This window comes from Pseudotabrizicola algicola, assembly GCF_010915705.1.
Lineage (GTDB): Bacteria > Pseudomonadota > Alphaproteobacteria > Rhodobacterales > Rhodobacteraceae > Pseudotabrizicola > Pseudotabrizicola algicola.
On sequence record NZ_JAAIKE010000009.1, the window covers coordinates 63,852 to 80,987 of the forward strand.

Sequence of the window (17,136 nt, forward strand, 5' to 3'; positions counted from 1 at the left end):
CTGCGGGCGTCTGACACACGCATCCGATTCCATCGTCATGACGCCTCCGCTGCGGCCGCCGAGGCGAGGATATCGCTGGCTTCCCATCCCTCGCCCTTCCGGGTTGTCACGAACTCACGGTCCCAGACGCCCCAGTTTGTGGGCAATGGAATCTGCGCCAGCGGATTATGGACATAGGTGATTGGCCGGACCTGGCGCGAGAGGTTGCCGAGGCCGACCCGTGACCAGATCACGCCCGAGATGTCGGCAAAGCGCTCGTCGAGGAAGGCCGTGCGCGGGATCGGATTGCGCTCGCGGTAGATCAAGGGCGCGGCGTGAAACCCTTCTTCGAGGACATCGCCGGTGTCGCGGTCGATGGTGATGAAGGCGTCGCCGATCGGGAATAGGGTCGTCATGATGAGCGGCAAAGGCTGTTCGGCGACATAGACGCCGAAGCGGCTGGCGCTGATAGCGATGATGCGGGTGTCATCGGGCGCGATCATGCCCTGCTCGATGTAGCGGACGATCTTCTGCGCCTTTGTCCAGAACGCGCTGGAGATCCGAAGCTGCGCCTGGCGGATCGGCGCGGCGACAAGGCCACCGCCTTCATTGATCGCCACGGGGCGCACGATCTGGTCAGGCCCTGGAGCGCCTTCGTCGGGGCAGATGGCCTCAATCCAGATGCGGCGATCTCCTTCGAGGACACACAGGTCCGGCTGGCCGCCTTCGCGCTGACGGTCGACGACGGGCAACAGAGTCCGCCCCGCCTCGAGCAGCGTGCAGCCCAGATACATTTCCCAGAAGCGCCCATCGACGTCGCGCGCGAAGCCCTGCCGAAAGTCCGGATCGGCATAAGGCTCGTAGCGCGCCCACATCTCCTGCAGCATGGCGTGAAGCTGCTGCTCAATCGGGCTTTCCGCGATCTTCAGGTTCTCGAAGGCAAGATCGAGACTAGCGCCGTTAATTTCGAAAAGGTCGCTCATTGAATTCTTGTCCCCTGTGCTCGCTAGACTTGCATCTGCATTGCACTGCAAATCGTCCTATTCGAAATACTCACCTTTTCATGCAATTGGAGCGGGGCTTCAGCTGTCAGATCCATACATCAAAGTGGCTCCGTCCCTCGACTGAGAATGCCAAGGTAGTCGCTGTAGACATACATCCGGCCACGCTGCTTGCCCGTCACCTCCCGCACGATGCCGAGATCCTCCAGATGCTGGATCGACTTCGCAATCGTCGGGGGCGAGATGCTCAGCCGCTGCGCAGCCGCGGGAATGCCGATGATTGGCTTCTGCTGAAGCAGCTGGTGCACCCGGAGGGCGGATGCGGCCGGGCGCCCGAGATCCTCGATCCGGTGGCGATCGGCTTCGAACAGCGCGAGGATCTCGCGCGCCGCCTCTGATGCCTGCAGAGACGTCTCGGCGATGCCGTCGAGGAAGAACTCCAGCCATGTCTCCCAGTCGCCGTTCTCACGGACCTGCTGCAGCAGGTCGTAGTACTGGCGGCGATGCGTCTTGAAGTAGAGGCTGAGATAAAGGATCGGCTCCTTCAGGATCCCCTGCGTGCAGAGCAGGAAGGTGATCAGCAGGCGGCCGAGACGGCCGTTCCCATCGAGAAACGGATGAATGGTCTCGAACTGCACATGGACCAGTCCGGCCTTGATGAGGGTCGGCATCTCCGGTGCGTCGGTATGGATGAACGCTTCCAGGTCCGACATCAGGTCGAGGACGTGCTCAGGCGGTGGCGGGACGAATAGCGCATTGCCTGGTCGCGTTCCGCCGATCCAGTTCTGGGAGCGCCGGAACTCCCCCGGCTGCTTCGTGCTCCCGCGTCCCTTTTCAAGAAGGATGGCGTGGATCTCCCGGATCAGGCGCAGGGAGAGCGGAAAGCCTTCGCGGATCCTCTCGAGGCCATGGTTCATGGCGGCGACGTAGTTGGAAACCTCCTGCACGTCGTCGAGCGGGACGCCCGGCGCTTCCTCGCTCTCGAAGAGCAGCAGGTCGGATAAGGACGACTGCGTGCCCTCGATCTGCGAGGACAGCAGCGCCTCCTTGCGAACGTACATGTAGAGGAAGAGCGGTGTGTCGGGGAGGATGGAGGTCACGCCATCGAGCCGGCCGATTGCGCGGTTCGCGTGCTCGAGCTGCCGATAGAGTCGGTCCATCCTGACTGGAGGGGCAGGCGGCAACGGAGGAGGCACGAATGCCTCTGCGCGTTCGCCCGCCGTCGAGATGGCAACGCGTTGACCCAAGCGTGATGGCTCCGGTGTTAACGCCATGGTTGAAAAAGAATCCTTTCCTTGGCAGGCTGGTTGCGAAAGGTTGTCCTGCATTCCTTTCTTTGTTGTGGTTCTAACGGAAGGTTCCTTGGCTTGTCGAGTGCTCATCCCCCCTGTCCGCACCAGCTCCGGTCCGGGCGCATTCTCTGAGTCGGTGGCGCGATGGGACACCAGCGCCTCGGCAAACTCCCCACCCACCGATACCTGCCGGACATCGTCAGGTATCTGGTGACCGGTGGCGCACCCACCGCGCCGCTGGTGGAACAGGTGACCGAAGTCAGTCGGGACGCGCTGAAGCGCGCGCTGAGGGACCCTGTCTTCGTGGAAGCGCTGTGGCTGCTCATCAGGTTGCCGCAGGCCGCTGCGTCGAAGGATTTCGGGGCGGCGCTCGCTGAGATTGGCATGGGAGCGCATCCGCCGACTTCGGGTGCCGAGCTGCTGGTGGCCTACAACAATGCATTGGAGCGCGTGCAAAGGCGTGCCCATGCGGGATCAACGGACCTTGGCGACATCGCCCGCCAGGCGGGAGCTGCCGCGCTGGCCGAGGCCGTGGAGGCGGGCATGCCGATGTGGTCCCCAACCGCTGCCGATGTGCAGGCTTCGGTGGCGGCGCTGAGGTCACCGGAGAAATTCGGCGCCCTGGCCCACCATTTCCACGCGAATATAGTGGAACGCGTCATCCACTATTACGTCGATCGAAACTTGCACAAGCTCGTTGGCGCCGATCGCGTCGCGCGGTCTGTCCATGATCTCGCGACCTACAACTCCGCGATACGCCGTCACTGCATCGAGGCTGCGCTGATCATGCGCGCCTTCGCCCGGGACTGGCTTGGCAAGAACCAGTACCGGGACGGCAAGGACATATCGAGGGATGATGCCCGCCGCTTCTCGGCCTTCGCCGTTGAGAAGATTGGTAACGAACTCAAGAACAGGAAGAGGTCAAATTGAAACGGTGCCTGATCGAATGCGGCGTGCCGCAGGCATCCGAGGCTGATGCGCTCGCGATGAACGTCAGCGAGCCGGGCAAGAACGTCAATCTGAGGATCGACTACATCAGCCGCTCGATGATCGGAAACATTCCCGACCTGTTGATCGACCTCCTCGAAGTGGCAGCCTATGTGTACTGCGCCGATCAGCGCATTGCACGTGGGTCCGCCATGCTCACGAACTTCGGGGAAGACTGGCGCCGCAGTCTGACCTTCTCGATTCCCGTACGTCACCCTGAGGTCTGGCAGCGTGCAGATGTGCAGGAGCTCCTCATCGATACGCTCGGGTTCCTGTCCGACGACAGCTATGAGTTCAGTTTCCGCAAGGCGGAAGCGCCGGTGCAGCCGCGAGAGCTGTATTTTCCGGAGCTTCTCGACGCCTTCCAGGAAAACGATGAGGTGGCGCTCTTCTCCGGGGGTGTCGATTCTTTTGCCGGCGCCGTCAACGACATCGTCACTCTCGGCAAGTCAGTAACCCTCGTCGGCCATTACTCGTCAACGAAAGTACGAAACGTTCAGGAAGAGCTCATCCGCGATCTGAGACAGCGCGGGTATGAAAGGCGGGTCTCCTACGTTCCCGTCTGGGTCTCGAATGAGGTCGCCAAGCCCGTCGAGTTCACGCAGCGGACCCGCTCGTTCCTGTTTGCCTGTCTCGGTCTCGTCGTGGCGCAGATGTCGGGCAAAAACGGGTTCAGCTTCTATGAGAATGGGGTTGTCAGCATCAACCCGCCCCTGGCGGGCGACGTGGTCGGCGGCCGGGCAACGCGTACGACGCATCCCAAGGTTCTCCGCGGGTTGGAGGCGCTGTTCTCGACCCTGCTCGACAGTGAGATTGAGATCCGCACTCCGCTTCAATGGCTGACCAAGAAAGAGGTCACACAGAAGATCGCCGATGCGGGCGTTGCAGACATGCTTGCCGCCACGGTGAGTTGCACGCGACCGCGCAGCTGGACGGTCAAGCAGAAGCACTGCGGGCTCTGTTCGCAGTGCATCGATAGGAGGTTTGCCATCTTGGCTGCAGGACTGGAAAAGTTTGAACCGTCGCAGAACTACAAGCGCGACCTCCTCCTCGGGGATCGCAGCGCCGACGATGAGTTGCGAATGGCTCTGAGCTATGTCGCGTTCTTTCGAGACGTCGCCGCGATGCCGAAGGCGCGTTTTCTTTCTGGGTTCCAGCAGGTCATTTCCGCGCTCGATCACTTTCCTGATCTGTCTGTCGACGAGGCAGGATCACGCCTGTTCGAGTTGTTTCAGCGGCATGCGCGCTCGGTAGAAGAAGTCATTGCCAGGGCGCTTATCGAGCATGGCGACAGGCTTTACAGGGGCGAGGTTCCGTCTGGTTCGCTTCTGGCGACTTGCTTCACTCGAGACCATGTCGAGATCGCGCCGGAGTCCGACTATGATCGGCAGGCCACCGATTTCGTCGACAAGCTCAGTGCCCCCATTCTCGAGTTCGCGGTGGATCACGATGCCGAGCAGGTGCTCTTCCATGGCGGGCATCTTCTCGAAGGTGCGAACTACCGCTTCGTGAACGCGCTGATCGAGAATTTTCGGAAGGCCAAGCGGACGCGCTCGGAGGTCCAGTTCATGCCACCTCATGATGTGGCGGACAAAATCGGCATATCCGAGCAGTCGATGCGCCAGCAACTGCGCAGGTTGCGAGACGCGCTCGACCCGCTGGCGGTGATGCTCGGGATCCCGCTGGATCAGGACAGTTTCATCGAGACCAAGGATCGCGCTGGCTACCGCCTCAACCCGGCATGCCGTGAGATCGCCCTCGGCGACATTCATCCCCCGAATCCGGCTGCGTCACAGGAATAACGACCCGACGTCACAGGCCGCCGCGCACAACGTCACAATCTGCCAAGCGAAGCCCCGTTTTTCGGGGCTTTTTTCTTGTCTGCACGTCACAAGAAAGTCCGGGCGTGATCATTTATTCGAGGCCGCAAAACACTGAAATTGTTCGCATATCCGGGCGCATCAACGCGCCGGGGTGAACAACGGACAACTCAGTGAGGTTTCGGATGTCAGTCACGCATCTCAACCAGGTCGAGCTGGCGGCTCGATGGAAGATCAGCCCGCGCACGCTGGAGCGCTGGCGTTGGACCGGTGAGGGCCCCGCCTTCATCAAGATCGGAGGCCGGGTCGTGTACCGGCTCGAGGATGTCGAGGCCTACGAGGCCAACCGGCACTGTTCGAGCACGGCCGACAAGCCCGCCGTGAAGCTGGCGTGAGGGGGCGGCCATGACGATCCCCAACCGCATCACCCTCGACGATCTGCCCACCCTGCCGGTCGGCGAGATCGCCGCGCTGGCGGGCGACCAGCTGGCGCTCCTGAAGCAGGACGCCGACGAGCGGCTGCGTTCCGCGAAGACCTGCTGCGACTGGATCGATGGCGCCATCGCGCTGAAGTACGGCGACCAGGCGCAGGACGCGCGCCGCGCGGAGGGCAAGGACACCGGCACTGTCCGGCTGCAGGATGGCCCGGTCACCGTGGTGGCAGAACTCGCCAAGCGCGTTGAATGGGACCAGACGATGCTCGCCGGTCTGGTCGAGCGCATCCGGGCGGATGGCGCTGATCCCGCCGAGTACGTGGACATCACGCTCAGCGTCCCCGAGCGCAAGTACACCGCCTGGCCCAAGGACATCCGCGAGGAGTTCGAGCCCGCCCGCACGGTTCGCACCGGCAAGCCCAAGTTCCGACTGCTGCTCGGCGAGGAGGCGCGCTGATGGCCATTTCGCTCGCATCCCTGCAAACCTCGACGGTACTGCGCCCGCCGCGTGTGCTGATCCACGGTGTCGCCGGCATCGGCAAGTCCACCTTCGCCGCGTCGGCCGACGCGCCCGTGTTCGTCCTGACCGAGGACGGTCTCGGCAAGCTGCAGGTGCCGCACTTCCCGTTGGCGACGAGCTACGCGGAGGTCGCCGAGGCGCTCGATGCCCTGCTCGACGAGGACCACGCCTATTCCACGGTCGTCGTGGACAGCGTGGACTGGCTGGAGCCGCTGATCTGGGCCGAGGCCTGCCGTCGGAACGGCTGGCCGTCGATCGAAAGCCCCGGCTTCGGGAAGGGCTACGCGGAGGCGCTGAACATCTGGCGCGAATACATCGACAGGCTGAACGCGCTGCGTGACCGCAAGAGCATGGCGGTCATCCAGATCGCCCACACCGACATCAAGCGCTTCGACAGCCCTGAGCACGAACCCTACGACCGGTACGTGATCAAGCTGCAGACCCGCGCGTCCGCGCTGCTGCAGGAGCACTCGGACGTGGTGCTCTTTGCCAACTACCGGATCTCGGTCAGCAAGTCCGACGTCGGATTCAACAAGAAGGTCACCCGGGCGCTCGGGTCCGGTGCGCGCGTCATGCACACCGAGGAGCGCCCCGCCTTCCTCGCCAAGAACCGCTACGGCCTGCCGGAAACCCTCCCGCTCGAGTGGTCGGAGTTCCTGGCCGCCATGCCCCAATCCGCCTGATTGCGACTGAAAGGACAGAACGATGGCACGTTTCGACACCGCCTTCGACGCCACCGGCATCGAGCCCACCACCGCCTATGAGATCCTGCCCGCCGGCAAGTACCGCGCGCAGATCATCGAGAGCGAGATGCGCGTCACGAAGAACGGGATGGGGCAGTATCTCTGGCTCATGCTCGACATCCTCGAGGGGCCGCAGCAGGGCCGCAAGGTCTTCGACCAGCTGAACCTCGTGAACGCCAACCCGACCACGGTCGAGATCGCGCAGCGAACGCTGTCGGCGATCTGCCACGCCACGGGCAAGCTGCAGGTGAACGACAGCGAGGAGCTGCACCTGATCCCGATGACGATCCAGGTCGGGGTGAAGCCCCCGAAGGACGGCTACAGCGAGCGCAACACGATCCGCTACCTCGTGCCGGAGGCCCCGGCGCAGACGAGCCCGGCGCAGCCCGCCGTGGCAAGGCCTGCCGCCGCGCCCGTGCAGTCGGCGCCCGCCCGCCCGGCCACCGCGCCCTGGAACCGCAAGAGCTGACGCCCTCGGCCGCCGCGGGCTGAGACTTGGCTCGCGGCCCGGACATCGCCAGACCCGAGAGACCGACCATGACCAACACCACCGACGCGGCCTGCGCGGCCGCGAACGCCCCCGGCTTGCCTGACGACACCCGGCGCCTGATCGAGATCGAGGACGCCATCGCGAAGATCCGCACGCAGATCGCGACCGCCGATCTGACGCGACAGCGGACGGCGAAGCCGATCGACCCCGACTGGTTTCATCGGGCGCGAACGGCGCTGCGCCACCTCAATCGCGAGCGCGCCGAGATCGTCGCCCGTCAGGGTGGCCGCCGTCGGCGCGAGCGCCTGAAGGACATGATCATCGCTGTCCTGCGCGAACGCCATGACAGCGCCGCCTGGACCGCGGTGCTGGCGGAGGCGCGGGCGCGGCTCGAGCGGGAGGAGGCGTGCTGATGGCCGAGCTTCCCGACCCCCCGACGCCGACCCTCTCCGCGATCTACGCCTCCTACGAGGCCCGGCAGGGCGACGGCTTCCGCGACCACCTCGGCGCCTCGCTGATCGGCAAGTCCTGCGCCCGCGCGCTCTGGTATGACTTCCGCTGGGCGACGCCCGCGCGACACATGGGCCGCATCCTGCGGCTGTTCGAGACCGGCCAACTGGAAGAGGCCCGGCTCGTGCGCGACCTGCGCGCCACTGGCGCGACGGTGCTGGAGGTCGATCCCGAGACCGGGCGGCAGTTCCGCGTCGAGGCCCATGGCGGGCACTTCGGCGGCTCGCTCGACGCCGTCGCCCTCGGGCTGCTCGAGGCGCCGAAGACCTGGCACGTCGTCGAGTTCAAGACGCATTCGGCGAAGAGCTTCGCCGAGTTGGACGCCAAGGGCGTCGCGCTCGCCAAGCCCCAGCACGCCGCGCAGATGCAGGTCTACATGCACCTGACCGGCATCACGCGGGCGCTCTACGTCGCGGTCTGCAAGGACACCGACGCGCTGCACATCGAGCGTGTCTCGGCCGACCCCGAGATGGGCGAGCGCCTGCTGGAAAAGGCGCGGCGGATCATCTTCGCCCAGCACCCGCCCGAGCGGATCAGCGCAGATCCCGCATGGTTCGAGTGCCGGTTCTGCGACCACCACAGGCTCTGCCACGGTGAGGAGGCCGCGGCCGTCACCTGCCGGTCCTGCCTGCATTCCACGCCCATCGAAGGCGGCTGGCACTGCGCACGCCATGATCGGCTGCTCGACCCAGCCGACCAGCGCCGAGCCTGCCCGCGGCACCTGTTCATCCCCGATCTCGTCCCCGGCGAGGTGACCGACGCAGGCGAGGACTTCGTCGCCTACCGCATGCGCGACGGCTCAGCCTGGACCAACGACGCCCGCGAAGAGGAGGCCGCCGCATGCTGACCCTGCGCCCCTACCAGCAGGCCGCGATCGCCTCGATCTACGGCTATTTCGAGAAGGAGAGCGGCAACCCGCTCGTCGTGATCCCCACGGCCGGCCGCAAGAGCCTCGTCATGGCCGCCTTCATCGACGGCGTGCTCAAGGCCTGGCCTGACCAGCGCGTGCTCGTCGTCACCCATGTGCGCGAGCTGATCGCGCAGAACCATGCCGAGATGCTCGGGCTCTGGCCCGAGGCGCCGGCGGGCATCTACTCGGCCGGTCTCGGCCGCCGTGACGCGCGGGCCCGGATCCTCTTCGCCGGCATCCAGTCGATCCACGACAAGGCGACGCGCATCGGCCATGCGGATCTGGTGCTGATCGACGAGGCCCACCTGATCCCCGGCCGGTCGAACACCATGTATCGCCGCTTCCTCAATGACCTGCAGGCGATCAATCCGGCACTCAAGGTGATCGGTCTGACGGCGACGCCCTTCCGGCTCGACAGCGGCATGCTGCACGAGGGCGAGAACGCGCTCTTCACCGACATCGCCTACGAGGTGTCCGTCCGCGACCTGATCGATCAGGGCTGGCTCTCCCCGCTCATCTCGAAACAGACGAAGACCCGTCTCGACGTGACGGGCGTGGGATCGCGGGGCGGCGAGTTCATCGCGCGCGATCTCGAGGACGCGGTCGACCAGGACGCCATCACGCGCGCGGCCGTGGCCGAGGTGATCGCCCATGGCGAGACGCGCCGGTCCTGGCTCGCCTTCTGTTCCGGCGTTCGCCACGCCACCCATGTCGCCGAGGAGTTCCGCCGCCGCGGGGTCAGCTGCGCCACCATCTTCGGCAAGACGCCGAAGGACGAGCGTGACGCGATCATCGCCGCCTTCAAGCGCGGCGAGATCCGGGCGCTGGCCTCGATGGGCGTACTGACGACGGGCTTCAACGCGCCGGCCGTGGATCTGATCGCCATGCTGCGGCCCACCAAGTCGGCCGGGCTCTATGTCCAGATGGCCGGACGGGGCACGCGGCTCGCCGAGGGCAAGGAGAACTGCCTGGTCTTGGATTTCGCGGGCAATGTCCGCCGCCATGGTCCCATCGATCTGGTGCGGCCGAAGCGGCCGGGCGGTCCGGGCGACGGGCCGCCACCCACGAAGATCTGCCCCGAATGCGGGACCATCGTGGCCATCGCGGCGCTCGAATGCCCCGACTGCGGCTTCGAGTTCCCCGGCCGCGAGGTGAAGCTCGAGCCGACCGCGTCGACGCTGGAGGTGCTGTCGACCGGCGAGCCGCAATGGGTCAGCGTCACCGACGTGACCTACAGCCGCCACGAGAAGCGCGGCGGGCGGGTCTCGCTGAAGGTCACCTATCGCAGCGGGCTCGCCTTTCACACGGAGTGGGTCTGCTTCGAGCACGACGGCTTTCCGCGCCGCAAGGCCGCGAGCTGGTGGCGCGAGCGGGCGCCCGAGATGGAAGTGCCCGAGTCCGTCGACGAGGCGCTCCTGCTGGCAGACCGGTTGCGTCGCCCCACCGAGATCGCCGTCCGCCCCGCGGGCCGCTTCACCGAAATCACTGGCTACAGGTTCGCCCCATGCCTCATAGCCGTGCCGGGCTCTGCGCCGTCTGCCACCGAGAACCCCGCGGCTGGGGCTGGTTCGACGCGCGCTTCCGCGTCTCCGACCCGCGGCGCAACACGAGCCGCCGACAGCTTTGCAGCCGGGTTTGCCAGGACATCTGCCACCGGAGGTCGGGCATGATCGATCCGACCCCCAATGAGTCGGCGGCCATGGTCGAGGGCGGCAAGGCCGGCGGCGCCTATCTCGACAGCCTCGGCCGGACCGATCTCGCCCAACTCAGCGAGGAGGAGTGGGACACCTTCGTCGAGGTGATTGTCACCGGCTACTGCGACCACCTGCGCGAACTGGCGGCGAAGGATCGCGCGCGGCTCGACGGCATGATCCCGGAGGTGCCCTTCTGATGGCGGACACCTCGTGGATGGCGCGCGTCGGCGCGCGCCTCGTGACCAACGGCTACGCGATCCTGCCGATCGCGCCCGGCACCAAGAAACCAGGCCAGTTCGCCCGCGCGGGCTGGTACGACTACCCGAAGTGGAACCGGCATGCGAGCCGCGCCACGACCGAGCTCGAGGTCGCGACCTGGTCCAGCTGGCCCGACTGCGGCGTCGGGATCGTCGGCGGCGCGGTCGCCGCGCTCGACATCGACATCGCCGAGGATGGCGAGTTGGCGCTGCACATCGAGCGGCTGGCCCGCGAGCGGCTTGGCGATACGCCGGCGCTCAGGATCGGCAAGGCACCGAAGCGGCTGCTGGTCTATCGCACGCGAGAGCCCTTCGCCGGGATCCGGCGTGCGCCGCTGGAGGTGCTCTGCCTCGGTCAGCAGTTCGTGGCCTATGCCAAGCATCCCGATACCGGCCAGCCCTATGCCTGGCCGGACGAGGGGCTCGCCGATCTCGACATCGAGAGCCTGCCCGAGATCGACGCCGACAGGGTAGCAGCGTTCCTCGACGAGGCGCTGGCGCTGATCCCGCCCGAGCTGCGCCCGAAGAGCCTCGGCGCGAAGGGGGCGAACGGGGCCGGGCACCCGTGTCTGCCGTCGCATGCACAGGCCGGCACGCTGGCCGCGATCCGGAGTGCGCTCGCCTGGCTCCCGAACGACGAGCTCGACTACGACAGCTGGATGCGCATCGGCATGGCGCTGAAGGGCGCGCTGGGCGAGGAGGGCGCGACGATTTTCGCCGACTGGTCGGCGCAGGCGGCCAAGAACGACCCGGCCGCGACGGCGAAGGCATGGGCGAGCTTCAGGCCCGCGCGGATCGGCGCCGGCACGATCTATCACCTCGCCATGGAGAAGGGCTGGCGCCCCGACCCCGACCTGCTGCTCGACGGCAGTCAGAAGGATTTTGCGGCCGACGAGCATCCCGCGGCCGGCCTCCTCGCGCAGCTCGCCCAGCCCGAAGCCCCGATGCCGATCCTTCCGCCTGCGCCATCGTTCACGCTGACGATCCCGGGTGGGCTCGTGGGCGATCTCGCGCGCTACATGATCGACACGGCGCGCAGACCGCAGCCGCTTCTTGCGGTGGGAGCCAGCCTCTGCGCCCTCGGCGCGCTGATGGGTCGGCGCTACCGCACGGCGACCGACCTGCGCACGAACCTCTACATCGTCGGCATCGCGGACAGCGGCTCGGGCAAGAACCACGCCCGCGAGGTCGTCAACGAGCTGTTCTTCGCGGCGGGGCTGGCGCATCACCTCGGCGGCAACAAGATCGCCTCCGGCGCGGGGCTCCTGACCGCGCTCCACCGTCAGCCCGCGATCTTGTTCCAGATCGATGAGTTCGGCATGTTCCTCTCGGCGGCGGCCGACCGGAAGCGCAGTCCGCGCCATGTCACCGAGATCCTCGACAACATGACCGAGCTCTACACCGCCGCCTGCGGGGTCTTCCTCGGCGCGGAATACGCCAACCGCGACGGGTCTAACGAGCGGCGCGACATCGTCCAGCCCTGCCTCTGCGTCTATGGCACGACGACGCCACTGCATTTCTGGGGGGCGCTGCAGGGTGCCAATGTGGTGGACGGCTCGCTCGCTCGGCTCATCATCCTGCCGAGCGAGGAGGACTACCCGGACGAGAACCGCCGTGCCGGGCTGCGCACGTCGCCGCGACCGCTGATCGAAGGGCTGCAGCGCCTTGCGGCGGGCGGCGGGGCGAGCGGCAATCTAGCGGGCCGGACCTCCGGACCCGAGACCGCGGTCGATCCGATGACCGTGCCGATGGACGACGACGCGCAGGCGCGCTTCGACGCGCTCGGCGAGGAGATCACCGCCGAACTCAGGGCCGCGGCCGGCACGTTCCACACCCCGATCCTCGCTCGGATCGCAGAGAATGCGGCCAAGGTCGCGCTCGTTGTGGCCGTGGGGCGGGATTCGGTCCAACCCGTGATCCGGCTCGAGGATGCCGTCTGGGCGATCGAGTTCGTGCGCCACTTCGCGCGGCGCACCATCGACGCCGTCGAGCGCCATGTCGCCGATACCGAGACCGAGGCGCATCTGAAGCGGGTGCGCGAGATCATCCGCAAGGCAGGGGCGGTCGGCGTCACCAAGTCCGAGCTGACCCGCGCCTCGCAATGGCTCCGGGCGCGCGACCGCGACGACATCCTGCTCACGCTGGTCGAGAGCGGCGACATCGCCACGGTCGAGCAGGAGACCGGGGGGCGGAAGGCCATGCGCTTCCGGGCGATGCGGTGAGGGCCGGGACGATGCTTCCTTCAACCGCCCCCATCCTTCATTTGAAGGAAGTACCCGCCCAAGTCTCCGTCCTCGAACGGAAATCCACGGCGGCGGACTTCTTTCAATACTTCACGCAAGACGACCCGCGCGCATGGAGGGGGTGGAGTGCCACACCCATACCCCATGAAGAAACTGAAATATTGAAAGAAGAGATTTATCCTCATTCTGCCAATGGCTTGCGGCCCCACTTCCTTCAAGCAGGCGGGGTGAAGCCATTGAAGGAAGCGCCGGGCGCCCCCGGCATCGACAACGTGACCGTGACCAGACCTCGCGATCCCGGCCCGGGCGCGCGTGCTGCCCTCGCCAGGCAGCCGTGCCGCCCCGGCCACTCAATCGAAGAGGAGGTCGTCATGGACCGCACCCCACCCATCGCTCCGGCGCCTCTCACGGCTGCCGGCAATCTCAACCGCTGCATTCTCGCGCTGGATCTCGGCACCAACACCGGCTGGGCGTTGCGCGCCCCGGACGGGCTGATCACCAGCGGGACCGCGAGCTTCCGCCCCGGCCGCTATGACGGTGGCGGCATGCGCTATCTGCGCTTCACGAACTGGCTCACCGAGATCGACCGCCTGTCGGGCCCAATTACCGCCATCTGGTTCGAGGAGGTGCGCCGGCACGCCGGAACGGACGCGGCCCATGTCTATGGCGGGCTCATGGCCACGCTGACCGCATGGGCCGAGCTGCGCGGCGTGCCCTATGCCGGCGTCCCTGTAGGCACGATCAAGCGTCATGCCACCGGCAAGGGCAATGCGCCGAAGGAGGCGATGATCGCAGCCGCGCGGGCCCGGGGCTTCAGCCCCGCCGACGACAACGAGGCCGACGCCATCGCGCTGCTGCTCTGGGCGATCGAGACGAACGGGGGTGTCGCATGAGGTGGCATCCCAGGGGCTACGGCGGCCAGCGCCGGGATCCGGAGCAGGTGAAGCGCGAGGGCTGGCGCGAGCAGGGTCTGCTCGCCGTCTCGCTAGAGGATGCGCGGCTGACATGGCCGGAGCGGGAACTCGTCAGACAGCTGGGCGAAAAGCTCTACGGGCCGCGCCCCTCCAACGAGGGAGGGCGCCATGGATAAGTGGACCCCGTCCCTCGTCGAGGCACGCCTCGCTGAAGCGGCCTACGTGCTCAAGCGCCTGCCCGAGCCGCGACGGCGAGGTTATTTCAGCACCTGGCCCGAGATCGTCCACTCCTTTGGCGACAAGGTGGGTCAGGAGCCCAAGCCCATGCGCGTCCTGCCTTCCCCGCAGGCGATCAGCCGCATGGAGGAGACGCTGACCTGGACCGCCTGCCTCGACCCGGTCGACGGCAAGATCGTGTGGATGCGGGCCTATGGCGAACGCTGGAAGACTATCTGCTGGACGGTCGGTTTGCAGCGCTCTGCCGCCCACCAGCACTGGCTCTACGGGCTCTGCGTCATCGCGCTGCGGCTCAACAGGCGTCGGTTCAACCGCAACCTGTCGAAACGACACGTGATTGAACTGGCTGGTGGCGCGTAGCCCTGCGCGTCACAGGGGAAGGTGTGCGGCGGACAGTTTTCGACGGGACAGAAAACCGGCTCGCGGGCTAGGTTCGGGATAAGCTCGGGAGAGATGCGCGCGGCGCAGCCCCGAACGAAACCATCCTTTCGTTGACGGGTCCGCTAAGAAAGGAAAGGTCATTATCCTTTCCTTGTGGGCCGCCGCCCGCCGCCGCCACCGAGGTCGCGGTTCCTTCCGGGCCGAAATCCTATGCTGGCGGGCGAAGCGCGGGACATCGCCAGCGACAGGGCCGGATTTTTGGGAAGCCACCCGGAAGCCGGACCCCCCCGAGCCCCGCGCAAACACCAATGAACGCTGGCCTTCCGACCGGACACCGCTGGTCGCCGCTGGACTCCGTGTGGGGTCCAGCCCGGCATCCGGAGTCCGGAAGCCACCGGCATCCACCCGACCGAGGAAACTTGCCCACCATGACGCTGAGCTTCGCCCCGGACGCGATCGAGACGTGGCCGCTGTCGCGCCTCCAGCCCTACGCGAAGAACGCGAAGGCGCACGGCCCGGACCAGGTCGCCAAGATCGCCGCCAGCATGGCCGAGTTCGGCTGGACCGTGCCCTGCCTCGTCGCCGAGGACGGCGAGCTGATCGCGGGCCATGGCCGCGTGCTGGCAGCGACGCAGCTCGGGCTGACCGAGGCACCGGTGATCGTGCTCGGCCACCTAACCGAGGCGCAGCGCCGGGCTTACCGGATTGCGGACAACAAGCTGACGGAGCTCGGCACCTGGGACGAGGCGCTGCTGTCGGCGGAACTGAATGACCTGCTGGCGGAGGATTTCGACCTGTCGCTGGTTGGCTTCTCCGACGGCGAACTCGACAAGCTGCTGGCCTTCGATCTCGACGGTGGCGGCGAGGAAGAGGGCGCCGGGGGCTCCGTGCCGCCGGTGACCATCCCCGAGCCGCCGCGCAATCCGACCTCGCGCACCGGCGATCTGTGGATCCTTGGCGACCATCGGCTGCTGTGCGGCGACAGCACCAGCGCGGCCGACGTGCGCCGCCTGATGAACGGCGAACGGGCGATCCTGTTTGCGACCGACCCGCCCTATCTGGTGGACTACGACGGCTCGAACCATCCGACCCGCAACAAGGACTGGTCCGCCTCCTACGGCACGACCTGGGACGACAGCTCGCAGGGCGCGGAACTCTACGACGGCTTCATCGCCGCTGCCGTTGCCGAGGCGATCACCGAGGATGCGGCCTGGTACTGCTGGCACGCCTCGCGTCGCCAGGCGATGCTGGAAGCGTGCTGGGAAAAGGCTGGGGCCTTCGTCCACCAGCAGATCATCTGGGTGAAGGACCGCGGGGTTCTGACCCGGTCCCATTACCTCTGGAAGCACGAGCCCTGCTTCATGGGCTGGCGCCGCCCGAACCGGCCCCCGAAGGTGGCCGAGGAAACCCTGCCATCGACATGGGCGCTGCCCAGCTTCGCCAAGGATGACCGGCCCGACCATCCGACGCCGAAACCGCTCGACGCCTTCGGCATCCCGATGCGACAGCATGTTGCGCGGGGCGGCCTCTGCTACGAGCCGTTCTCGGGCTCCGGCTCGCAGATCATGGCGGGCGAAGCCAATGGCCGCCGCGTCTTCGCGATGGAAATCAGCCCGGCCTATGTCGATGTCGCCGTGGAACGCTGGCAGGCCGAGACCGGGCGCGACGCGATCCTCGATGGCGATGGCCGAACCTTCGCCGAGGTGAGGACCGAGCGGCTGGGAGACGACGCCGAGACCCCAGCCGATATGCCGGACACGGACGCCGCTCCCGAACCCGCGGGAAAGCGCAAGACCGCCGCGTGACATGCATGACCTGGCTTTACCTTCCTCCGGACGCGATTCCGGGGCCGGAGACGCATGCCTCTTCGGCCTTTCTCTCTGCTCTGGCGCGGGTGGGCTCGACCTCGGGCTCGCCATCGCCATCCCCGGATATCGTGCTGTGGGCCATGTCGAACGGGAAACCTTCGCCGCAGCCACTCTCGTGGCGCGGATGGAAGACGCGTCCCTGGATCAGGCTGTTGTCTGGGACGACGTTGGAACCTTCGACGGCCATCCGTGGCGCGGCGCGGTGGACATCGTTACTGCGGGCTATCCGTGCCAGCCGTTCTCGGTCGCGGGCAAGCGCCGGGGTGCCGACGACCCGCGCCACCTCTGGCCCCATGTCGCCCGCATCATCGACGAGGTCCGGCCGCCCTTCGTCTTCCTCGAGAATGTCGCTCATCATCTCCGTCTCGGCTTCCCCGAAGTCGCCAGCGGAATGGTCGGCATGGGCTACCGCCTTGCGGCAGGCCTCTTCACGGCGGCGGAAGTCGGCGCGCCCCACAAGCGCGAACGGCTGTTCATCCTTGCCATCCGCGAGGGGGACGAGCTGGCCGACCCCGCGCGCCTGCTCTGGGACCCGGTCGAGTGGCGGGAACCGGACGGAGCTGCTGCGGCTCTGGCCGACGCCGAGGGCCAGCGCGAACGAGAACCGGCAGACGAAGCCGACGCCTTCGCAAGCGGCGGGGCAGCATGGGATGAACCTCGCGACGACGGCCGCGCTCTGGCCGACGCCGATGGCGAACGACGGCTGCAAGCCGAGCGCGGGCAACCGTCGCTTGGCCGACCTGACCCATTCGGCGGGGATGTGGATGACGCCGACGGCTCGAGACCACAAGGATGGGGCGACCACCTTGGCGAACACGCCGGTGAACGGGCTGCTTGGCCGCCAGGTCCTGGTGAC

Annotated in this window: 17 protein-coding genes; 15 read left to right on the plus strand and 2 right to left on the minus strand. The window is 66.7% G+C overall.

What is annotated here, in order from left to right; genetic code table 11:
* Positions 1-35: 35 nt before the first annotated feature.
* Together G3572_RS18915 and G3572_RS18920 are read right to left on the minus strand one after the other, a co-directional pair.
* Positions 36-962 (minus strand): hypothetical protein, encoded by a 927-nt coding sequence (locus tag G3572_RS18915; RefSeq protein ID WP_164614816.1) that lies wholly within the window; start codon positions 960-962, stop codon positions 36-38.
* A gap of 119 nt (positions 963-1,081) precedes the next feature.
* Positions 1,082-2,308 (minus strand): Fic family protein, encoded by a 1,227-nt coding sequence (locus G3572_RS18920; protein WP_240335639.1) that lies wholly within the window; start codon positions 2,306-2,308, stop codon positions 1,082-1,084.
* A gap of 108 nt (positions 2,309-2,416) precedes the next feature.
* Between G3572_RS18920 and G3572_RS18925 the strand changes: the two genes are divergently transcribed.
* The 15 genes from G3572_RS18925 to G3572_RS18995 all read left to right on the plus strand — a co-directional run.
* Entirely contained in the window at positions 2,417-3,202 is a 786-nt protein-coding gene (locus tag G3572_RS18925; protein WP_164614817.1) for a hypothetical protein, read from the plus strand.
* Positions 3,199-5,061 (plus strand): 7-cyano-7-deazaguanine synthase, encoded by a 1,863-nt coding sequence (locus G3572_RS18930; protein WP_164614819.1) that lies wholly within the window; start codon positions 3,199-3,201, stop codon positions 5,059-5,061. The genes G3572_RS18925 and G3572_RS18930 overlap by 4 nt, the downstream gene beginning before the upstream one ends.
* Positions 5,062-5,264: 203 nt before the next feature.
* The gene (locus G3572_RS18935; RefSeq protein WP_021096360.1) at positions 5,265-5,474 is read left to right on the plus strand and encodes a helix-turn-helix transcriptional regulator; all 210 of its coding nucleotides are present in this window, start codon (positions 5,265-5,267) and stop codon (positions 5,472-5,474) included.
* Between the two features lie 10 nt (positions 5,475-5,484).
* Complete coding sequence (locus G3572_RS18940; RefSeq protein WP_164614821.1) at positions 5,485-5,970, plus strand: hypothetical protein; 486 nt, start codon at positions 5,485-5,487, stop codon at positions 5,968-5,970.
* Positions 5,970-6,716, plus strand: a complete 747-nt coding sequence (locus G3572_RS18945) for an ATP-binding protein (RefSeq protein WP_164614822.1) — start codon at positions 5,970-5,972, stop codon at positions 6,714-6,716. The genes G3572_RS18940 and G3572_RS18945 overlap by 1 nt, the downstream gene beginning before the upstream one ends.
* A 22-nt stretch (positions 6,717-6,738) precedes the next feature.
* Complete coding sequence (locus G3572_RS18950; RefSeq protein ID WP_164614824.1) at positions 6,739-7,245, plus strand: DUF669 domain-containing protein; 507 nt, start codon at positions 6,739-6,741, stop codon at positions 7,243-7,245.
* A gap of 68 nt (positions 7,246-7,313) precedes the next feature.
* Positions 7,314-7,679: a hypothetical protein gene (locus G3572_RS18955; RefSeq protein ID WP_114535582.1), complete on the plus strand. Its 366-nt coding sequence runs from the start codon at positions 7,314-7,316 to the stop codon at positions 7,677-7,679.
* Positions 7,679-8,623 carry a PD-(D/E)XK nuclease family protein gene (locus G3572_RS18960; protein ID WP_164614826.1) on the plus strand — a complete coding sequence of 315 codons (945 nt, stop codon included), beginning with the start codon at positions 7,679-7,681 and terminating at the stop codon, positions 8,621-8,623. The genes G3572_RS18955 and G3572_RS18960 overlap by 1 nt, the downstream gene beginning before the upstream one ends.
* Positions 8,617-10,356 carry a DEAD/DEAH box helicase gene (locus G3572_RS18965; RefSeq protein WP_164614829.1) on the plus strand — a complete coding sequence of 580 codons (1,740 nt, stop codon included), beginning with the start codon at positions 8,617-8,619 and terminating at the stop codon, positions 10,354-10,356. Before G3572_RS18960 ends, G3572_RS18965 begins: the two co-directional genes overlap by 7 nt.
* On the plus strand, positions 10,353-10,577 hold the full coding sequence (locus tag G3572_RS18970; RefSeq protein WP_164614831.1) for a DUF6511 domain-containing protein: 225 nt from the start codon (positions 10,353-10,355) through the stop codon (positions 10,575-10,577). Before G3572_RS18965 ends, G3572_RS18970 begins: the two co-directional genes overlap by 4 nt.
* Positions 10,577-12,859, plus strand: a complete 2,283-nt coding sequence (locus tag G3572_RS18975; RefSeq protein WP_164614834.1) for a PriCT-2 domain-containing protein — start codon at positions 10,577-10,579, stop codon at positions 12,857-12,859. Before G3572_RS18970 ends, G3572_RS18975 begins: the two co-directional genes overlap by 1 nt.
* 392 nt (positions 12,860-13,251) lie before the next feature.
* A complete protein-coding gene (locus G3572_RS18980; RefSeq protein WP_164614837.1) occupies positions 13,252-13,773 on the plus strand; it encodes a crossover junction endodeoxyribonuclease RuvC in 522 nt (173 codons plus the stop codon).
* Between the two features lie 189 nt (positions 13,774-13,962).
* Positions 13,963-14,391 carry a DUF6362 family protein gene (locus G3572_RS18985; protein ID WP_164614840.1) on the plus strand — a complete coding sequence of 143 codons (429 nt, stop codon included), beginning with the start codon at positions 13,963-13,965 and terminating at the stop codon, positions 14,389-14,391.
* A gap of 449 nt (positions 14,392-14,840) precedes the next feature.
* A complete protein-coding gene (locus G3572_RS18990) occupies positions 14,841-16,217 on the plus strand; it encodes a site-specific DNA-methyltransferase (RefSeq protein WP_164614842.1) in 1,377 nt (458 codons plus the stop codon).
* A 1-nt stretch (position 16,218) separates the two neighbouring features.
* A partial coding sequence (locus tag G3572_RS18995) for a DNA cytosine methyltransferase (RefSeq protein WP_164614882.1) occupies positions 16,219-17,136 on the plus strand: 918 nt, incomplete at its 3' end.

Excerpts from the sequence above, each read along its gene's own strand:
- G3572_RS18915 (WP_164614816.1), bottom strand. The coding sequence starts at position 962 with ATGAGCGACCTTTTCGAAATTAACGGCGCTAGTCTCGATCTTGCCTTC.
- G3572_RS18920 (WP_240335639.1), bottom strand. The coding sequence starts at position 2,308 with ATGCAGGACAACCTTTCGCAACCAGCCTGCCAAGGAAAGGATTCTTTT.
- G3572_RS18925 (WP_164614817.1), top strand. The coding sequence starts at position 2,417 with ATGGGACACCAGCGCCTCGGCAAACTCCCCACCCACCGATACCTGCCG.
- G3572_RS18935 (WP_021096360.1), top strand. The coding sequence starts at position 5,265 with ATGTCAGTCACGCATCTCAACCAGGTCGAGCTGGCGGCTCGATGGAAG.
- G3572_RS18940 (WP_164614821.1), top strand. The coding sequence starts at position 5,485 with ATGACGATCCCCAACCGCATCACCCTCGACGATCTGCCCACCCTGCCG.
- G3572_RS18945 (WP_164614822.1), top strand. The coding sequence starts at position 5,970 with ATGGCCATTTCGCTCGCATCCCTGCAAACCTCGACGGTACTGCGCCCG.
- G3572_RS18950 (WP_164614824.1), top strand. The coding sequence starts at position 6,739 with ATGGCACGTTTCGACACCGCCTTCGACGCCACCGGCATCGAGCCCACC.
- G3572_RS18955 (WP_114535582.1), top strand. The coding sequence starts at position 7,314 with ATGACCAACACCACCGACGCGGCCTGCGCGGCCGCGAACGCCCCCGGC.
- G3572_RS18960 (WP_164614826.1), top strand. The coding sequence starts at position 7,679 with ATGGCCGAGCTTCCCGACCCCCCGACGCCGACCCTCTCCGCGATCTAC.
- G3572_RS18965 (WP_164614829.1), top strand. The coding sequence starts at position 8,617 with ATGCTGACCCTGCGCCCCTACCAGCAGGCCGCGATCGCCTCGATCTAC.
- G3572_RS18970 (WP_164614831.1), top strand. The coding sequence starts at position 10,353 with ATGATCGATCCGACCCCCAATGAGTCGGCGGCCATGGTCGAGGGCGGC.
- G3572_RS18975 (WP_164614834.1), top strand. The coding sequence starts at position 10,577 with ATGGCGGACACCTCGTGGATGGCGCGCGTCGGCGCGCGCCTCGTGACC.
- G3572_RS18980 (WP_164614837.1), top strand. The coding sequence starts at position 13,252 with ATGGACCGCACCCCACCCATCGCTCCGGCGCCTCTCACGGCTGCCGGC.
- G3572_RS18985 (WP_164614840.1), top strand. The coding sequence starts at position 13,963 with ATGGATAAGTGGACCCCGTCCCTCGTCGAGGCACGCCTCGCTGAAGCG.
- G3572_RS18990 (WP_164614842.1), top strand. The coding sequence starts at position 14,841 with ATGACGCTGAGCTTCGCCCCGGACGCGATCGAGACGTGGCCGCTGTCG.